Source organism: Citrobacter sp. GW821-FHT07H02, assembly GCF_059418505.1.
Genome location: NZ_JBWKPZ010000009.1, coordinates 56,402 through 75,729, shown reverse-complemented (window position 1 = coordinate 75,729; position 19,328 = coordinate 56,402). Strand labels below are relative to the sequence as shown.

The 19,328-nt window shown below is 52.5% G+C and carries 17 protein-coding genes; 14 read left to right on the top strand and 3 right to left on the bottom strand.

Features of this window, described 5'->3' with window-relative positions:
• The first annotated feature begins 17 nt into the window (after nt 1-17).
• The 9 genes from AC07NP_RS11570 to AC07NP_RS11530 all read left to right on the top strand — a co-directional run bounded on the left by AC07NP_RS11570 (nt 18) and on the right by AC07NP_RS11530 (nt 9,805).
• The gene (locus AC07NP_RS11570) at nt 18-899 is read left to right on the top strand and encodes a carbohydrate ABC transporter permease (RefSeq protein WP_203361058.1); all 882 of its coding nucleotides are present in this window, start codon (nt 18-20) and stop codon (nt 897-899) included.
• Nucleotides 886-1,728: a carbohydrate ABC transporter permease gene (locus AC07NP_RS11565; RefSeq protein WP_203361059.1), complete on the top strand. Its 843-nt coding sequence runs from the start codon at nt 886-888 to the stop codon at nt 1,726-1,728. The genes AC07NP_RS11570 and AC07NP_RS11565 overlap by 14 nt, the downstream gene beginning before the upstream one ends.
• Before the next feature lie 28 nt (nt 1,729-1,756).
• Entirely contained in the window at nt 1,757-2,809 is a 1,053-nt protein-coding gene (gene ycjQ, locus AC07NP_RS11560) for a D-guloside 3-dehydrogenase (RefSeq protein ID WP_494660565.1), read from the top strand.
• Nucleotides 2,810-2,829: 20 nt separating this feature from the next.
• Nucleotides 2,830-3,618 (top strand): 3-dehydro-D-guloside 4-epimerase, encoded by a 789-nt coding sequence (gene ycjR, locus AC07NP_RS11555; RefSeq protein ID WP_276295000.1) that lies wholly within the window; start codon nt 2,830-2,832, stop codon nt 3,616-3,618.
• 10 nt (nt 3,619-3,628) lie between these two features.
• Nucleotides 3,629-4,684, top strand: coding sequence for a D-glucoside 3-dehydrogenase (gene ycjS / locus AC07NP_RS11550; RefSeq protein WP_494660564.1), 1,056 nt, complete (start codon nt 3,629-3,631; stop codon nt 4,682-4,684).
• Complete coding sequence (locus tag AC07NP_RS11545) at nt 4,681-6,951, top strand: glycoside hydrolase family 65 protein (RefSeq protein ID WP_494660563.1); 2,271 nt, start codon at nt 4,681-4,683, stop codon at nt 6,949-6,951. The genes ycjS and AC07NP_RS11545 overlap by 4 nt, the downstream gene beginning before the upstream one ends.
• On the top strand, nt 6,948-7,610 hold the full coding sequence (gene pgmB / locus AC07NP_RS11540) for a beta-phosphoglucomutase (RefSeq protein WP_203361064.1): 663 nt from the start codon (nt 6,948-6,950) through the stop codon (nt 7,608-7,610). The genes AC07NP_RS11545 and pgmB overlap by 4 nt, the downstream gene beginning before the upstream one ends.
• Before the next feature lie 10 nt (nt 7,611-7,620).
• On the top strand, nt 7,621-8,703 hold the full coding sequence (locus AC07NP_RS11535; RefSeq protein WP_192612347.1) for an ABC transporter ATP-binding protein: 1,083 nt from the start codon (nt 7,621-7,623) through the stop codon (nt 8,701-8,703).
• A gap of 190 nt (nt 8,704-8,893) precedes the next feature.
• Nucleotides 8,894-9,805, top strand: a complete 912-nt coding sequence (locus AC07NP_RS11530) for an OmpG family monomeric porin (protein ID WP_494660562.1) — start codon at nt 8,894-8,896, stop codon at nt 9,803-9,805.
• Nucleotides 9,806-9,836: 31 nt separating this feature from the next.
• Here AC07NP_RS11530 and AC07NP_RS11525 read toward each other — a convergent pair whose 3' ends face one another.
• Nucleotides 9,837-10,847, bottom strand: coding sequence for a LacI family DNA-binding transcriptional regulator (locus tag AC07NP_RS11525; protein WP_494660561.1), 1,011 nt, complete (start codon nt 10,845-10,847; stop codon nt 9,837-9,839).
• A 152-nt stretch (nt 10,848-10,999) separates the two neighbouring features.
• On the opposite strand from AC07NP_RS11525, the gene AC07NP_RS11520 reads away from it, so the two are divergent.
• The 3 genes from AC07NP_RS11520 (at nt 11,000) to tyrR (ending at nt 15,144) form a co-directional block, all read left to right on the top strand.
• Nucleotides 11,000-12,397, top strand: coding sequence for a YcjX family GTP-binding protein (locus AC07NP_RS11520; protein ID WP_494660560.1), 1,398 nt, complete (start codon nt 11,000-11,002; stop codon nt 12,395-12,397).
• A complete protein-coding gene (locus tag AC07NP_RS11515) occupies nt 12,394-13,455 on the top strand; it encodes a TIGR01620 family protein (protein ID WP_494660559.1) in 1,062 nt (353 codons plus the stop codon). Before AC07NP_RS11520 ends, AC07NP_RS11515 begins: the two co-directional genes overlap by 4 nt.
• A 147-nt stretch (nt 13,456-13,602) precedes the next feature.
• The gene (tyrR, locus tag AC07NP_RS11510) at nt 13,603-15,144 is read left to right on the top strand and encodes a transcriptional regulator TyrR (RefSeq protein ID WP_203361069.1); all 1,542 of its coding nucleotides are present in this window, start codon (nt 13,603-13,605) and stop codon (nt 15,142-15,144) included.
• Between the two features lie 53 nt (nt 15,145-15,197).
• Here the strand turns inward: tyrR and tpx are convergent, their stop codons facing one another.
• Nucleotides 15,198-15,704, bottom strand: a complete 507-nt coding sequence (gene tpx / locus AC07NP_RS11505; protein ID WP_203361070.1) for a thiol peroxidase — start codon at nt 15,702-15,704, stop codon at nt 15,198-15,200.
• Nucleotides 15,705-15,819: 115 nt separating this feature from the next.
• On the opposite strand from tpx, the gene ycjG reads away from it, so the two are divergent.
• On the top strand, nt 15,820-16,785 hold the full coding sequence (gene ycjG / locus AC07NP_RS11500; protein WP_494660558.1) for an L-Ala-D/L-Glu epimerase: 966 nt from the start codon (nt 15,820-15,822) through the stop codon (nt 16,783-16,785).
• On the opposite strand, the gene mpaA is transcribed toward ycjG, so the two are convergent.
• Nucleotides 16,760-17,488: a murein tripeptide amidase MpaA gene (gene mpaA, locus AC07NP_RS11495; RefSeq protein WP_494660557.1), complete on the bottom strand. Its 729-nt coding sequence runs from the start codon at nt 17,486-17,488 to the stop codon at nt 16,760-16,762. The genes ycjG and mpaA overlap by 26 nt on opposite strands.
• 193 nt (nt 17,489-17,681) lie before the next feature.
• On the opposite strand from mpaA, the gene AC07NP_RS11490 reads away from it, so the two are divergent.
• On the top strand, nt 17,682-19,295 hold the full coding sequence (locus tag AC07NP_RS11490; RefSeq protein WP_494660556.1) for a peptide ABC transporter substrate-binding protein: 1,614 nt from the start codon (nt 17,682-17,684) through the stop codon (nt 19,293-19,295).
• Nucleotides 19,296-19,328 lie beyond the last annotated feature (33 nt).

The window sequence follows — 19,328 nt, the reverse complement described above, 5'->3', positions numbered from 1 at the left end:
GGATGTGGAAAGCAGTTATGAATAGGTTTTTTTCCGGTCGTTCCGACATGCCCTTTGCCATGCTGCTCCTGGCGCCCAGCTTGTTGCTGCTGGGCGGTCTGGTCGCCTGGCCGATGATATCGAATATCGAAATCAGCTTCCTGCGGTTACCGCTGAACCCGCGCATTGAGTCTACCTTTGTCGGACTTGAGAACTACATGCGTATCCTGACCGACCCGGGTTTTTGGCATTCGCTCTGGATGACGGTCTGGTATACCACGCTGGTGGTGGCGGGGAGTACGGCGCTGGGACTTGGCGTGGCGATGTTCTTTAACCGCGAATTTCGCCTGCGTAAGACCGCGCGCTCGCTGGTGATCCTCTCGTACGTGACGCCATCGATCTCGCTGGTCTTTGCATGGAAGTACATGTTCAACAATGGCTACGGCATTGTGAACTACCTGGGTGTCGATTTACTCCATCTCTACGACCAGGCGCCGCTGTGGTTTGACAACCCCGGAAGCAGCTTTGTTTTAGTGGTGCTGTTCGCCATCTGGCGTTACTTCCCTTACGCATTTATTTCGTTTTTAGCCATTTTGCAGACCATTGATAAATCGCTGTATGAAGCGGCAGAGATGGACGGCGCTAATGCCTGGCAACGTTTTCGTATCGTCACATTGCCCGCCATTATGCCCGTGCTGGCGACGGTCATTACGTTACGCACCATCTGGATGTTTTACATGTTCGCCGACGTTTATCTGCTGACGACCAAGGTGGATATCCTCGGGGTGTATCTCTACAAAACAGCATTTGCATTTAATGACTTAGGTAAAGCAGCCGCAATCTCTGTGGTGCTCTTTATCATCATCTTTGCCGTCATTTTGCTGACCAGAAAACGGGTGAATCTCAATGGCAACAAATAAACGCATACTGGGTCGTATCGGCTTTTACTGCGGCCTGGCGCTGTTCCTTATCATCACGCTGTTTCCTTTCTTCGTGATGCTGATGACGTCGTTCAAGAGCGCGAAAGAAGCCATCTCCCTGCACCCGACGCTGCTGCCGCAGCAGTGGACGCTGGAGCACTACGTCGACATTTTTAACCCGCTCATCTTTCCGTTCGTGGATTACTTCCGCAACAGTCTGGTGGTGTCGGTGACGTCATCCGTCGTAGCGGTCTTTTTGGGGACGCTGGGGGCGTATGCCTTGTCGCGCCTGCGTTTTAAAGGGCGTATGACCATCAACGCCAGCTTTTATACGGTGTACATGTTCTCCGGGATTTTGCTGGTTGTTCCGCTGTTCAAGATCATCACGGCGCTCGGTGTTTATGACACAGAGATGGCGCTGATCATCACCATGGTGACGCAAACGCTGCCGACCGCCGTCTTCATGCTGAAAAGCTACTTCGACACCATTCCGGATGAAATTGAAGAAGCGGCGATGATGGACGGGCTGAACCGTCTGCAAATCATCTTCCGCATCACGGTGCCGCTGGCGATATCGGGGCTGGTGTCGGTATTTGTTTACTGCTTTATGGTGGCCTGGAACGACTATCTGTTCGCATCTATTTTCCTCTCCAGCGCCAGCAATTTCACACTTCCGGTGGGGCTGAACACCTTGTTTAGCACGCCTGACTATATCTGGGGACGCATGATGGCCGCCTCGCTGGTTACGGCATTGCCTGTCGTCATCATGTACGCGCTCTCCGAACGTTTTATTAAGAGTGGTTTGACCGCGGGTGGCGTGAAGGGCTAAAGCGGCCAGTTCAATAAAGGAGTTGTAAATGAAAAAGTTAATTGCCACTGAACCGCGCGTTGCGGCGCTTGTGGAGTATGAAGACCGTCCGGTTTTGGCGAACGAAGTGAAAATCCGGGTGTTGTTCGGCGCGCCGAAGCATGGCACTGAAGTGGTCGATTTCCGCGCCGCCAGTCCGTTCATTGATGAAGATTTCAATGCCGAGTGGCAAATGTTTATGCCGCGTCCGGAAGGCGCGCCACGCGGTATCGAATTCGGCAAATTCCAGCTCGGCAATATGGTGGTGGGCGACATTATTGAATGTGGCAGCGACGTGAGCGATTACGCAGTGGGTGACCGCGTCTGTGGATACGGTCCGCTCAGTGAGACCGTCATTATCAATGCCGTGAATAACTATAAGTTACGCAAGATGCCGGAAGGCAGTTCCTGGAAAAATGCGGTCTGCTATGACCCTGCGCAATTTGCCATGAGCGGCGTGCGTGATGCCAACGTGCGTGTGGGTGATTTTGTGGTGGTTGTCGGCTTGGGGGCGATTGGCCAGATTGCCGTTCAGTTAGCGAAGAAAGCCGGGGCCTCGGTGGTGATTGGTGTTGATCCTATCGCTCACCGCTGCGATATCGCGCTGCGTCATGGCGCCGATTTCTGTCTGAATCCTCTGGGCACCGACGTGGGCATGGAAATTAAAAAGCTCACAGGGAAGCAGGGTGCTGACGTGATCATCGAAACCAGCGGTTACGCCGATGCGCTGCAGTCCGCGCTGCGTGGCCTGGCGTACGGCGGCACGATCTCCTATGTGGCATTTGCTAAACCGTTCGCAGAAGGGTTTAACCTCGGCCGCGAAGCGCATTTCAACAACGCCAAAATTGTCTTTTCTCGCGCCTGCAGCGAACCGAACCCGGATTACCCGCGCTGGAGCCGCAAACGTATTGAAGAGACCTGCTGGGAATTACTGATGAACGGTTATCTCGATTGTGAAGAGCTGATCGACCCGGTTGTCACCTTTGCCAACAGCCCGGAAAGCTACATGCAGTATGTAGACCGTCACCCGGAGCAGAGCATCAAAATGGGCGTCACGTTTTAATTCGAAAGGAATGTAAAAAGATGAAAATCGGAACACAGAATCAGGCGTTCTTCCCGGAAAATATTCTGGAAAAATTTCGTTATATCAAAGAAATGGGATTTGATGGCTTCGAAATTGACGGCAAATTACTGGTCAATAACCTTGAAGAAGTCAAAGCGGCGATTAAAGAAACCGGCCTGCCGGTGACGACCGCCTGCGGTGGATATGATGGCTGGATTGGCGATTTTATCGAAGAGCGCCGCCTGAACGGACTAAAGCAGATCGAGCGCATTCTGGAAGCGCTGGCAGAGGTCGGCGGTAAAGGCATTATCGTCCCGGCGGCGTGGGGCATGTTCACCTTCCGTCTGCCGCCGATGACCTCTCCGCGCAGCCTGGAAGGCGATCGCAACGCGGTGAGCGACTCGTTACGGGTACTTGACAAGGTTGCGCAACGCACCGGCACCGTGGTGTATCTGGAGCCGCTCAACCGCTATCAGGATCACATGATCAACACGCTCGCGGATGCCCGCCGTTATATCGTTGAAAACGATCTGAAACATGTACAGATCATCGGCGATTTCTATCACATGAATATCGAAGAAGACGATATGGCGAAGGCGTTGCATGACAACCGCGATCTTCTCGGTCATGTGCATATCGCGGACAACCATCGTTATCAGCCGGGTTCCGGCACCCTGAACTTTGGCGCGCTGTTCGATCAACTGCGTCAGGATAATTATCAGGGCTACATCGTGTATGAAGGTCGGGTCAGGGCAGACAACTTGCCGGAAGCCTACCGTCAGTCATTGGCCTGGCTGCGTACGTGCTAAGAGGATCTCTGTGAAGAGTGCAACGACAAACTCGCCCCTGCGTGTCGCCATTATCGGCGCCGGTCAGGTGGCGGATAAAGTTCATGCGTCGTACTACTGCACCCGTGCTGATCTTGAACTGGTGGCTGTCTGTGACAGCCACCTGTCTCAGGCGCAGATGCTGGCAGAAAAGTACGGTAATGCGCAGGTATGGGACAACCCGCAGGCCATGCTCGATCAGGTCAAGCCCGATGTTGTCAGTATCTGCTCACCAAACCGTTTTCATTATGAGCACACCATGATGGCGCTCAACGCCGGTTGCCACGTGATGTGCGAAAAGCCGCCGGCCATGACACCGGAAGAAGCGGAGGAGATGTGCAGAACTGCCCGTCGAATGGGTAAGGTGCTGGCTTATGACTTCCACCACCGATTTGCACTCGATACCCAAATGCTCCGTGAACAGGTGACGGCCGGGGTATTAGGTGAAATTTATGTGACCAACGTTAAAGCGCTGCGTCGCTGCGGTGTGCCGGGGTGGGGCGTCTTTACAAACAAAGAATTACAGGGCGGCGGCCCGCTGATTGATATCGGTATTCATATGCTGGATGCCGCGATGTATGTACTGGGGTTTCCGGCGGTCAAACGCGTCCATGCCCACAGTTTTCAAAAGATTGGCACCCGCAAAAATAGCGGCCAGTTCGGTGAATGGGACCCGAGTACGTACACCGTTGAAGATGCGCTGTTTGGCACCGTTGAATTCCACAATGGGGGCATTTTGCGGCTCGAAACGTCCTTTGCGCTCAATATTGTCGAACAGTCGGTGATGAACGTGAATTTCTGCGGCGATAAAGCTGGCGCGACGCTGTTTCCTGCGCAGGTTTATAACGATCAGAACGGGGAATTAAACATTCTGTTTAAGCGCGAGCTTGCGGATGACAATCGACATTTTCGCAGTATGGACGCGTTTGTGAATCACGTTCAGGGGGCGCCAGTCATGATTGCTGATGCTGAGCAAGGATTTGTGATTCAACAACTGGTCGCTGCGTTATACCAATCCGCCGAAACAGGAAAAAGCGTGGAATTATGACTAAGCCTGTAATGCTAACTGACGGCGCATTTTGCCTGCACAGCCTGAATAAATACGCATCGTTGATGACGACAGGCAATGGTTACATGGGGATCCGTGCCACCCATGAAGAAGATTACACGGTTCAAACCCGCGGTATGTACCTTGCCGGGATTTATCATCGTGCGGGGAAAGGCGAGATCAACGAACTGGTCAATCTTCCCGATGTTGTCGGGGTACACATAACGCTGAATGGCGAGATTTTTTCTCTGCAAAGCGGTGTGGTTGAAGACTGGCAGCGTGAACTTGATCTCGCCAGCGGGGAGTTGCGTCGCTCTCTCCTCTGGCATGCGCCAAAGGGCGGACGTTTTCGTATTGAAAGTCGTCGTTTTGTCTCGACGGAGTCATTACCTCTGTTCGCGATGGAGCTCTCGATTACCCCGCTGGACGGTGACGCCGCGATCACGCTGTCAACAGGCATTGATGCCACGGTCACCAATCATGGTCGCCAGCATCTGGATGAAACACAAGTCCGGGTATTCGGTCAGAATCTGCTGCAAGGGGTTTACACCACCCAGGATGGCCGTACCGATATTGTGATTTCTGCGGCCTGTCGTGTGGATGGCGAGGTGCAGCGCTGCTTCACGGCGAAAGACCGCCGCCTGATGCAACACAACAGCGTGCAGGCGAGCGCAGGACAGCGTATCACGCTGGAAAAACTGGTCTGGATTGAATGGACCAGCGAGCGCAGCACCTCGATTGAAAATTGGGCAAGCCAGTCGCTGAATCAACTGGAAAGCTGTGCCGGACAGGGCTACGCGGCGTTGAAAGCGCATTCAGATACAAACTGGCGCAACTGGTGGCAGCGTCACCGCGTCGTGCTTGAAAGCACAAATGAGGAGGATCAGCGCGCGCTGGACTTTGCCCTCTATCACTTGCGCATTATGACGCCGTCGCACGATGAGCGTAGCAGCATTGGCGCGAAAGGCATGACCGGCGAAGGTTACAAAGGCCACGTATTCTGGGATACCGAAGTCTTTTTGCTGCCATTCCATCTGTTTACCGATCCGGCAATCGCCCGTGGGTTGCTGCGATATCGTTGGCACAATTTACCAGGCGCGAAAGAAAAAGCCCGTCGAAATGGTTGGCAGGGCGCGCTGTTTCCCTGGGAAAGCGCACGCAGCGGTGAAGAAGAGACACCGGAATTCGCGGCGATCAACATTCGTACCGGTCTGCGGCAAAAAGTGGCCTCCGCGCAGGCAGAGCACCACCTGGTGGCGGATATCGCGTGGGCCGTTGTGGGCTACTGGCAGGTGACAGGCGACATCGATTTCATGAAGCGTGAAGGGATGACGCTGTTGCTGGAAACCGCAAAATTCTGGTTAAGCCGCGCCACCGAGATTAATGGTCGGCTGGAAATCCATGATGTGATCGGGCCCGATGAGTATACCGAGCATGTGAATAACAATGCCTTCACCAGTTATATGGCCTATTACAACGTCGAACAGGCGCTCCATTTTGCCCGTATGTTCGGTAGTGCTGATGAAGCCTTTCTTCACCGTGCTGAGAACTTCTTGCAACGGTTGTGGCGTCCGGAAGTTCAGGAAGATGGTGTGCTCGCACAAGATGATACCTTCCTCAGCAAGCCGTGTATTGAACTCAGCAAGTATAAGGTAAAGGCAGGAAAACAAACGATTTTACTCGACTATTCGCGTGCCGAAGTCAATGAGATGCAGATTCTCAAGCAGGCGGATGTGGTGATGCTGACCTATATGTTGCCTGAACTTTTCAGCCCACAGTCATGTCTGGCAAACCTGCGTTTTTACGAACCGCGAACCATCCATGACTCCTCTCTGAGCAAAGCGATACATGGCATTGTGGCTGCTCGCTGCGGCGACCCGGCGCTGGGCTACCGCTTCTGGCAAGAGGGAACGCAGATCGATTTGGGCGAGGATCCGCACAGCTGTGATGACGGTATTCATGCTGCGGCGACGGGAGCTATCTGGTTAGGGGCGATACAGGGATTTGCCGGTTTAAGCCTGTATCAGGGGGCATTGCATCTCGCGCCGCGTTTACCTTCCGGCTGGAAACGCCTCTCTTTCCCGCTCATTTGGCAGGGCAGCGAAATGCACTTTTCCATCACCGCGGATGAAGTCAGCGTCACCAGTGCGACTGCCGTTCAGTTCTGGCTTAACGGACATTTGATGACGGTACAGGGCCAGCACATTTTGAAATTAAATGATTTTATTGCACCCAAATTTGGGACCGCTACCATGGAGGCGGAATGAAACCTCAAGCTATCATCTTTGACCTGGACGGTGTGATTACCGATACCGCGCATCTCCACTTTCTGGCCTGGAAGCAGATTGCTGATGAAATCGGGATTCAGATCGATGAGGTTTTTAACGACAGCTTAAAAGGCATTAGCCGGATGGATTCGTTGCGACGCATTCTCCAGCACGGCGGCAAAGAAGGGGCGTTCAGCCCTGAGGAATGTGTTGCACTGGCGACCCGTAAAAATGCGCTTTACGTTGACTCCCTGCGCGAGTTGACCTCCCGCTCAGTGTTGCCGGGGATCCGGGAACTGTTGGGTGAGTTGCGCACGCAAGGGATCCCGATTGGTCTGGCATCGGTATCGCTGAATGCGCCGGTCATTTTGCAGGCTCTGGACATTGAGCACTATTTTGATTTCTGCGCGGATGCCGCAAAAATTACCTTATCAAAGCCGGACCCTGAGATTTTTATCGCAGCGTGCCGTGGATTAGGTGTCACTCCCGCAGAGTGTATTGGCATTGAGGACGCTCAGGCTGGCATTGATGCGATCAACGCCAGCGGTATGCGCTCCATCGGCATTGGTTCTGGCTTAACCGGCGCTGGAATGCTACTTCCTTCAACGCAATATTTGACGTGGCCGTGCTTATCGGCTTTCTGGCAAAACGAAAAGTAAGGGAATCAACATGGCACAGCTTTCGTTGAAACATATTCAAAAGATTTACGATAACCAGGTCCATGTGGTTAAAGACTTCAACCTGGAAATCGAAGATAAAGAGTTCATTGTCTTTGTCGGGCCATCAGGCTGCGGCAAATCGACCACACTGCGCATGATCGCCGGACTGGAAGAGATCAGCGGTGGAGAACTGCTGATCGACGGCAAACGCATGAACGACGTTCCGGCCAAAGCGCGCAATATTGCCATGGTTTTCCAGAACTATGCGTTGTATCCGCATATGAGCGTGTACGACAACATGGCGTTCGGGCTGAAAATGCAGAAAATTGACCCAGGTGTTATTGATGAACGTGTGAACTGGGCAGCGCAAATACTGGGTTTACGTGACTATCTGAAGCGCAAACCGGGGGCGTTGTCCGGCGGTCAGCGCCAGCGTGTGGCGCTGGGGCGTGCGATTGTCCGTGAGGCAGGGGTGTTCCTGATGGATGAACCGCTCTCTAACCTTGATGCCAAACTGCGTGTTCAGATGCGAGCCGAAATCAGCAAGCTTCATCAAAAACTGAACACCACGATGATCTACGTAACCCATGATCAGACTGAAGCGATGACCATGGCGACCCGCATTGTCATTATGAAAGACGGGATTGTTCAGCAGGTTGGCGCCCCCAAAACGGTATATAACCATCCTGCCAATATGTTTGTGGCCGGATTTATTGGTTCACCGTCAATGAATTTTATTCGTGGCGCGATTGATGGGGATAAATTTGTTACTGAAACGCTAAAGTTAACCATCCCAGAAGACAAACTCAGCATTTTGAAAAAACAGGGGTATGACCATAAAGCCGTTGTCATGGGGATTCGTCCTGAAGATATCCAGCCTGATGCATTATCTGATAATAATGTTGCGGCGCGGGTAAGCGTGGCGGAATTAACCGGGGCTGAATTTATGCTTTATACCACGGTAGGGGGGCACGAAATGGTGGTACGTGCTGGCGCAATGAATGACTATTCGGCAGGAGATAATATCACCATACATTTTGATATGGCTAAATGCCATTTCTTTGATGATGAAACGGAAATTGCGATCCAATAAAGCTCACAAAATAATTTGAATGGCGATAGTGCTGAAAGTGCATTAATCCAGAGGGGATGCCGATGGTATTCCCTTTGGAGACATTAACTGCCAGAAGTCGTCTCAATTTAAAAATGACGAGTTTACATATATCGGGGGATTCCTCCCGGTTGTAATTGCTTTTTTGTTAGACTTTTAACAAGGAACATAAATGAAAACCTTACTGTCCTCTACAGCGCTGCTGATGTGCGCCGGGATGGCCTGCGCGCAGGCTGCTGAAAACGATGACTGGCATTTCAATGTGGGTGCCATGTATGAAATAGAAAACGTAGAAGGCCATGCCGAAGATATGGACGGTTTATCAGAACCGTCAGTCTGGTTTAATGCCTCGAATGGTCCGTGGGAAATCTCACTGGCTTATTATCAGGAAGGTCCTGTTGATTACAGTAGCGGTTCTCGTGGTACCTGGTTTGATCGTCCTGAATTAGATATTCGTTATCAGATTACTGAAAGTGATGATTTCTCTTTTGGTCTGACGGGCGGATTACGTAATTATGGTTATCATTTTGAAGATGATCATGGCGGCGATGCAGGTACAGCAAATATGCAACGCTGGAAAATACAGCCCGACTGGGATGTTAAACTGAATGATGACTGGCGCTTCAGCGGCTGGTTCTCTATGTACAAGTTTGTCAACGATCTGGATGAAACGGGTTATTCGGATAGTCGCGTGGAAACAGAAACCGGTTTAACGTACAGAATCAATGATACCTTTTCTGTTGTGGCCAACTACTATTTAGAGCGTGGCTTTAATATGGACAGTTCGCGCAATAATGGTGAATTCTCCACGCAGGAAATCCGTGCATATTTACCTATTTCATTAGGTAATACCACGCTGACGCCGTATACCCGTATCGGTCTCGACCGCTGGTCTAACTGGGACTGGCAGGATGACATCGCACGCGAAGGGCATGATTTCAATCGTCTTGGTATGCTCTACGGCTATGATTTCCAGAATGGACTGTCAGTGTCGCTGGAGTATGCGTTCGAGTGGGAAGATCATGATGAAGGTGAAAGCGATAAATTCCATTATGCTGGCGTAGGATTCAATTACGCCTTCTAATGGGGAAGGGGCATGAAAATGCCCCTTTTTTTTATTTAATTGTCTTTGGCAACGATATTTGTGTGGCAACCGTGATATTTTGTAATTGTTTTTGACCAGCGATCAATTTAAACAGGAGATCGCAACTTTTTTCACCCAACGCTTGTGTAGGTACATCAATACCGACCGGCGGTGGGGTCAAAATAAACGAAAGCATTTCATTGCTGTAACCCACAACGGCCAGTTTATCCGGAATGACAATATTTTTTTCTGCAGCTACGCGATAGATGCTCATCAGTTTAAGACTGTCTGTGGCGAATACCGCATCCGGAAGCGACTCTTGACTTAATAATTCCCGTGCGGCAGTTAATGCACTCTCGTGGGTATATCCACCATCGACGATCCATTCTGGTCGGGTAGGGAGTGCATGTGCTTGCAGACTGTATTTATATCCGTTAACGCGATCAATGGAAACATGATAATCAAGCGGGGCGTGCAGACAGGCAATATTTTTATGACCGCTTTCAATGAGGCTATTCGTCAGCGCAACACTATCCTGAAAGTTATCCGTATCAACGGAATAAACATGCGAATACTGCCCTTCAACTTTCCCAATGACCACTACCGGGATTTCGTATTTATTCAGGCGAGCAAAGAAGGTTTCATCTGCCGGAGAACTCAGCATGATAATCCCTTTGATCATTTTTTGTTTTATCTTGCTTTCACATTTTTGTAAATCATCTTCGGTATTTCTTGATGTTTGTAAGATGACATCAAAACCTTCCTCTTCGGCACTGGCCGTGATCACGTGCAGTACTTCAGAGAAAAAGGGGTTTCCGGCGGTGGTTTTAGCAGAACGGGTTGAAATAACCATTATTGCATCAAACCCGGAAGAGGTTAGAGCACGCGCAAGTTTATTTGGCTGATACTGCAGTTCATCAATGGCGCGTAATACTTTCTCTCGCGCCTCTGGTGAGATATTGGTTTGCTTATTGAGAACGCGTGACACTGTTGATTTTGAAACGCCAGCGACACGCGCAATATCATATATGGTAGGAGACATGTACCCCGAGCCCGTCCGAGAGTTAATGACGCACATCTTATGGAGTTAACTGGCGAATGACAACACAAGGCAGTTGATTATCAACAGCCTGACCCCACATTAATACGAATACGTTATAATTTTTTCGGGTCTTCAGGCACAACGGGATGGCGATGAAGCGATTTAAAAACGAATTCAATGCGCTGGTCAATCGTGGGGTCGACAGACATCTGCGCCTGGCGGTGACCGGACTGAGCCGCAGTGGCAAAACGGCGTTTATCACGGCGATGGTGAACCAACTGCTGAATGTGCATACCGGCGCTCGCCTGCCACTGCTCAGCGCCGTGCGGGAAGAACGCCTGCTCGGGGTAAAGCGGGTGCCGCAACGTGATTTTGGTATTCCGCGTTTTACCTATGATGAGGGGCTGGCCCAGCTTTATGCTCAGCCGCCTGGCTGGCCGACGCCGACGCGCGGCGTAAGTGAAATTCGCCTCGCGTTACGTTACAAATCTAATGATTCCCTTCTGCGCCATTTCAAAGATACGTCCACCCTGTATCTGGAGATTGTGGACTATCCCGGCGAATGGCTGCTCGATTTACCGATGCTGGCACAGGATTACCTGAGCTGGTCACGGCAAATGACAGGGCTGCTACAGGGCAAACGGGGCGAGTGGTCAACCAAATGGCGTCAGTTATGCCAGGGCCTGGATCCGCTGGCGCCCGCCGATGAAAACCGTCTGGCTGACATTGCGGCTGCGTGGACTGATTATCTGCATCAATGCAAACAAGAAGGTTTGCATTTCATTCAACCGGGACGCTTTGTGTTACCGGGGGATATGGCGGGGGCACCGGCCCTGCAATTTTTCCCGTGGCCGGATGTGGATGCGTTTGGCGAATCGAAACTGGCGCAGGCCGACAAACACACTAATGCTGGAATGCTGCGCGAGCGCTTTAATTACTACTGCGAAAAAGTGGTAAAGGGGTTCTACAAAAACCACTTCCTGCGCTTTGATCGTCAGATCGTATTGGTGGACTGTTTGCAGCCGCTCAACAGCGGGCCGCAGGCGTTTAATGATATGCGTCTGGCCTTGACGCAACTGATGCAGAGCTTTCATTACGGTCAGCGTACGTTGTTCCGGCGGCTTTTTTCGCCCGTTATCGACAAACTGCTGTTTGCCGCCACCAAAGCGGATCACGTGACCGTCGATCAACACGCCAATATGGTTTCTTTGCTCCAGCAACTGATCCAGGATGCCTGGCAAAATGCCGCCTTTGAGGGGATCAGTATGGATTGTCTGGGGCTGGCGTCCGTACAGGCGACGACCAGCGGGCTAATTGATGTGAATGGCGAAAAAATCCCTGCGTTGCGTGGAAATCGTCTCAACGACGGTAAACCCCTGACCGTCTATCCTGGGGAGGTGCCCGCGCGTCTGCCCGGACAGGCGTTTTGGGACAGCCAGGGGTTTCAGTTTGAAGCGTTTCGCCCCCAGGTGATGGATGTCGACAAACCGCTGCCACACATTCGTCTGGATGCCGCGCTGGAGTTTTTGATAGGAGATAAATTGCGATGACCGAACCGTTGAAACCGCGTATCGATTTCGCCGGGCCGCTGGAAGCAGAAGTACGTCCGACCTTTAAGTCGCAACAGTCCTTCAGCGAAACAGAGGCGCAGACCTTCGCGCCAGCGAAGACAGAAGAGCCGCTGGAGGACGAAGGACAAGCAGAAGCGGTCATTGATGCCGCATTACGCCCGAAACGCAGTCTGTGGCGCAAAATGGTGATGGGCGGCCTGGCGCTGTTTGGCGTGAGCGTCGTCGGTCAGGGCGTTCAGTGGACAATGAATGCCTGGCAAACCCAGGACTGGGCCGCGCTTGGCGGCTGTGCGGCAGGTATGTTGATTATCGGCGCGGGCGTTGGGTCGGTGTCGACCGAGTGGCGGCGGCTGTGGCGGTTACGCCAGCGCGCGCATGAGCGTGATGAAGCGCGTGAGCTGTTACACAGTGTCGGTACCGGTAAAGGGCGCGCGTTTTGCGAGAAACTGGCGCAGCAGGCGGGTATTGATCAGTCACATCCGGCGTTACAACGCTGGTACGCGTCGATTCATGAGACGCAAAATGATCGTGAAGTGGTCAGCCTGTATGCCCATCTGGTGCAACCCGTGCTGGACGCGCAGGCCCGGCGAGAAATCAGCCGCTCGGCGGCGGAATCGACCCTGATGATTGCCGTCAGCCCGTTAGCGCTGGTGGATATGGCCTTTATTGCCTGGCGTAATTTACGCCTGATCAACCGCATCGCCACGTTGTACGGCATTGAACTGGGCTATTACAGCCGCTTGCGGTTATTCCGCCTGGTACTGCTGAACATTGCGTTTGCGGGTGCCAGTGAACTGGTGCGTGAAGTCGGAATGGACTGGATGTCGCAGGATCTGGCGGCACGTCTGTCCACCCGCGCCGCGCAGGGGATAGGCGCCGGGTTGTTGACGGCTCGCCTGGGGATTAAAGCCATGGAGCTTTGCCGTCCTTTGCCGTGGATTGATGATGATAAACCGCGGCTGGGGGATTTTCGGCGCCAGTTGGTGGGTCAGCTCAAAGAGACGTTGCAAAAAAACAAATCTTCCCGCGAAAGTTAAACCTGATCAGGGTGCTGACCGTACAGCTTTACGCGTCAGCGCCCAAATTTCCACCATGCTGTCAATATTTGTTGACAGACTCCTTCCTGCTAACCGAATAGTGGCTTATCATCTGTTTAATAGTTCATTGATTAGGTGAAGGTTCCCATGCGTCTGGAAGTCTTTTGTGAAGATCGTCTAGGTCTGACCCGTGAATTGCTGGATTTACTGGTACTTCGCAGCATTGATTTACGTGGTATTGAGATTGACCCCATTGGGCGGATTTACCTTAATTTTGCTGAACTGGAGTTCACCAACTTCAGCAGCCTGATGGCGGAGATTCGTCGCATCGCGGGCGTCACTGATGTGCGCACCGTGCCGTGGATGCCGTCCGAGCGCGAGCATCTGGCGCTTAGCGCCTTGCTTGAGGCGCTCCCGGAGCCGGTTCTGTCGCTGGACATGAAAAGCAAAGTGGAGATGGCGAACCCCGCGAGCTGTCAGCTTTTCGCGCAAAACCCGGAGCGCATGCGCAATCACACGGCGGCGCAATTGATCAATGGTTTCAACTTCCAGCGCTGGCTGGAGGGCAATCCGCAAGGCTCCCACAACGAACATGTGGTGATCAACGGTCAGAATTTCCTGATGGAAATTACGCCGGTCCATCTTCAGGGCGAGAACGACGAACATATGCTGACAGGCGCGGTGGTGATGCTGCGTTCCACCCTGCGGATGGGGCGTCAGTTGCAGAACCTCAACACCCAGGATCTGAGCGCCTTTAGCCAGGTGATTGCCGTTAGCGCCAAAATGAAACATGTGGTTGAGCAGGCTCGTAAGCTGGCAATGTTGAGCGCGCCGCTGTTGATCACCGGGGATACCGGGACAGGGAAAGATCTCTTTGCACATGCCTGTCATCTGGCGAGCCCGCGCGCAGCAAAACCGTATCTGGCGCTGAACTGCGCGTCCATCCCGGAGGATGCGGTTGAAAGTGAGCTCTTTGGCCACGCGCCGGAAGGCAAAAAAGGGTTCTTCGAACAGGCGAACGGCGGCTCGGTGTTGCTGGATGAAATTGGCGAGATGTCGCCGCGTATGCAGACGAAACTGCTGCGCTTTCTCAATGACGGTACGTTCCGTCGGGTGGGCGAAGATCAAGAAGTTCACGTGGATGTTCGGGTGATTTGCGCCACCCAGAAGAACCTGGTGGAACTGGTGCAAAAAGGACTGTTCCGCGAAGATCTCTATTACCGCCTGAATGTTCTGACGCTCAACCTGCCGCCGCTGCGCGATTGTCCGCAGGACATTATGCCGCTCACCGAGCTGTTCGTGGCGCGTTTTGCCGATGAGCAGGGTGTGCCAAGGCCTAAACTGGCGGCCGATCTTGGAACGGTACTCACCCGTTACGGTTGGCCCGGCAACGTGCGTCAGCTCAAAAACGCCATTTACCGTGCGTTGACTCAACTGGAAGGTTACGAGCTGCGCCCACAGGATATTTTATTGCCGGATTACGATGCCGCGACCGTTGCTGTCGGAGAAGATGCGATGGAAGGGTCACTGGATGATATTACCAGTCGTTTTGAGCGTTCCGTATTGACGCAGCTTTATCGCAATTATCCCAGCACGCGTAAGCTGGCGAAACGGCTGGGGGTGTCACACACCGCGATTGCCAATAAATTGCGTGAATATGGCTTGAGTCAGAAGAAGAACGACGAGTAACCGCAAAAATGAAAATGCCTCCAAATCTGGAGGCATTTTTGTATCCGCGACGATTACGCTTTCAGGACGTCCAGCGCGGCGGTGTAGTCAGGTTCGTTGGTGATTTCATTCACCAGCTGGCTGAAAATGACGTTGTCGTTTTCATCGACCACCACCACGGCGCGTGCCGCCAGGCCCTTCAGAGGACCTTCGGTGATTTCCACACCGTAGTTTTTCAGAAAATCACTGTTACGCAGCGTGGAGAGGGTGATAACGTTGCTCAGGCCTTCCGCGCCGCAGAAACGAGACTGGGCAAACGGCAGGTCGGCAGAAATGCACAGCACCACGGTGTTGTCGATTTCTGTCGCGAGTTGGTTAAACTTACGTACCGATGCCGCACATACGCCGGTATCAATACTCGGGAAAATATTCAGCACTTTACGTTTGCCAGCAAACTGAGTCAGTGCGACGTCAGACAGGTCTTTTGCCACGAGGGTAAAAGCCTGCGCTTTGCTACCAGCCTGAGGAATGGAGTTGGCGACTGCAACGGGGTTGCCCTGGAAATGAACGGTTTGTGACATGGTTATCTTCCTGTTTACATATAGTTAACGTCGCGGTTAGTTTATGCCATCAGTAGTTAACACAGCAAACGCTATTTGTGGTGAATCGCACACCGCCGCAACATAAGGAGCACGAATGAGATCGGTGAAGGTGTATGAGGAAGCCTGGCCACTGCATACCCCCTTTGTTATTGCGCGAGGGAGTCGGAGCGAAGCGCATGTGGTGGTTGTGGAGCTGGAAGAAAACGGTGTGAAGGGGACGGGCGAGTGTACGCCTTACCCACGATATGGCGAAAGCGATGCCTCGGTGCTCGCGCAGGTCATGAGCATTGCCCCGCAACTGGAAAAAGGGTTAACCCGCGAAACCTTACAGCAGTTGTTACCTGCTGGCGCGGCACGTAACGCGGTAGATTGTGCATTGTGGGATTTAAGCGCCCGTCAACAGCAGCAAACACTGATCGAGTTCGTTGGTATCGAGTTGGATTCACCGGTGATTACGGCGCAAACCGTGGTGATTGGAACGCCAGAACAAATGGCGGCCAGCGCGGCGGCCCTGTGGGAAAACGGGGCGACACTTCTGAAAGTGAAGCTCGATGATCATCTGATCAGCGAACGTATGGTGGCGATTCGTTCGGCGGTTCCTGAGGCGACGCTGATTGTCGATGCCAATGAGTCCTGGCATGCGAGTGGTCTGGCGGCCCGCTGTCAGCTACTGGCCGATTTGGGTGTGGCGATGTTGGAGCAGCCATTACCGGCGCACGATGATGCCGCGCTGGAGAATTTCGTTCACCCGTTGCCCATTTGCGCAGATGAGAGTTGCCATACCCGTAGCAGCCTGAAATCGCTGCAAGGGCGCTATGAGATGGTCAACATTAAGCTGGACAAAACCGGAGGGCTGACGGAAGCATTAGCATTAGCAACCGAAGCCAAAGCGCAAGGTTTCGGTTTAATGCTGGGCTGCATGTTATGCACGTCGCGTGCGATCAGCGCAGCGCTACCGCTGACGACGCAGGTGAGTTTCGCCGATCTTGATGGCCCGACCTGGCTGGCGGTGGATGTCGAGCCAGCACTGCATTTTACGACCGGAAAACTCCATCTTTAGGATGCCAGCGAAGCAGATTCGACATTGCCAGCAGATACGTCTCGCTGGCTTCGTCGGAAGAAATAGGCGGAAACTCAGCGGTGATGCAGTGCAGGTTGAGATCGGCACACCAACTGCCAAAGGATCCTGGCGTCTCGTAACCTACGCTTGTCACCAGTGGCAATTCGAACATCTGCGCCAGCCACGCACCCAATTCACTGTTTTTTGGATCTTCAATGCAGGCCAGCGGATCGTGGAATGACACGACCCAGGCAGGGTGAATACGGTGTATGAGCTGGCACAACGCCTGGGTTTCCGGCTCCGACCCCGAATGTTCTCCGGTAAGTAACACAACATCGCGCTCTTCTGCGGCGCTGTTCCAGCGATACACCGTTTCGCCCGCCCTCCAGTTTGCCGCCGGAAAGTTACGATTTAAATCGACACCGTTGGCATTGGCGCGCAGCCCGAGCTGGCAACCATCCGGATTGACGGCCAGCACCACATGATGACGACGTAAAGACGGGGTGAGGGTGCGCAGCGCGCAGGAGAGCGTGACCATCGATGAATTTTCATCACCGTGGGTGCCCGCTAAAATCAGACCGCTTTCACGATCGGCGGCAGGAGCCGGGAACCAGATCAACGGCGCCCCTAAGAGTGAACGTCCATAGTGTTCTGTGCCAGGCGGAAATGCGCCGCGTTCGGCGCGAGGGCGAGTAACGGTCATAAGCGTCTCTGAATGCTGGAGTTATTATTCGCAGTGTTGTGCAAATTTCGCGGATAATCAAATCGTTTTCATAGACTTCTTATTCTCGTTGTAATATCAATTTTGTGTGGGAAGTTATTTGCTTTTCCCATAGTTAAAACAAATAATTACGCCGTCATTTTATTCAGGATTAACTTATCGATTGGGGTACCTTATGAAGCTCTCTGTTTCAGTAACCTGTTGTGCGCTGTTGGTTAGCAGCATTTTTCAGACACATGCTGCCGATGTTCCCAACGGAACGGTCCTGGCAGAAAAACAAGAGCTGGTGCGCCATATCAAAGATGAGCCTGCGTCGCTTGATCCGGCTAAAGCCGTTGGATTACCAGAAATTCAGGTGATTCGTGACCTGTTTGAAGGCCTGGTCAATCAAAACGACAAAGGTGAAATTATTCCGGGTGTCGCCACCCAGTGGAAGAGCAATGACAACCGTGTCTGGACGTTTACCCTGCGCGACAACGCCAAATGGGCCGACGGAAGCCCGGTTACGGCACAGGATTTTGTCTATAGCTGGCAGCGTCTGGTGGATCCGAAGACACTGTCACCGTTCGCCTGGTTTGCAGCGCTGGCGGGAATTAATAATGCGCAGGCCATTATCGATGGGAAAGCCACGCCCGATAAACTGGGCGTCATCGCCGTTGATTCGCGAACGTTAAAAGTCCAGCTGGATAAACCGTTACCCTGGTTTGCGAATCTGACCGCCAACTTTGCCTTTTATCCGGTGCAGAAAGCCAACGTAGAGAGTGGAAAGGACTGGACTAAGCCAGGCCATTTGATCGGCAACGGCGCTTACGTTTTAAAAGATCGCGTGGTCAATGAAAAGTTGGTCGTCGAGCCGAATACGCAGTACTGGGATAATGCGAAAACCGTCATCCAAAAAGTGACGTTCCTGCCCATCAACCAGGAATCATCCGCGACCAAACGCTATCTGGCAGGTGATATTGATATCACGGAGTCCTTCCCGAAAAATCTGTATCAGAAATTGATGAAGGATATTCCCGGCCAGGTTTATACCCCGCCGCAGCTGGGGACGTATTATTATGCCTTCAACACACAAAAAGGACCTACTGCGGATTCTCGTGTGCGCCTGGCATTAAGCATGACCATCGACCGACGTATTATGGCTGAAAAAGTGTTGGGCACCGGGGAAAAACCGGCCTGGCATTTTACCCCGGATGTGACGGCCGGATTTACACCTGAACCTTCACCGTTTGAGCAAATGAGTCAGGAAGAACTGAATGCGCAGGCCAAAACGTTACTGCGGGCGGCAGGCTATGGTCCGAATCGTCCGTTAAATCTGACGCTGCTGTATAATACGTCTGAAAATCATCAGAAAATTGCGATTGCCGTGGCATCGATGTGGAAGAAAAACCTCGGTGTGGATGTGAAACTGCAAAACCAGGAATGGAAAACCTATATTGATAGCCGTAATACCGGTAATTTTGATGTGATTCGTGCTTCCTGGGTCGGGGATTACAACGAACCGTCTACTTTCCTCTCGCTGCTGACCTCAACGCATTCCGGTAATATTTCTCGTTTCAACAACCCGGCATACGATAAGGTTCTGACTCAGGCAACCCTGGAAAATACCGCGCAGGCACGTAATGCGGATTACAATGCCGCGGAAAAAATCCTGATGGAGCAGGCGCCGATTGCGCCAATTTATCAGTACACCAACGGCCGTTTAATTAAACCGTGGCTTAAAGGTTATCCCATCACCAACCCGGAAGACGTGGCCTACAGCCGGACCATGTATATTGTGAAACACTGATATACCGTCAACAATAAACCCAACGCTGGCGCG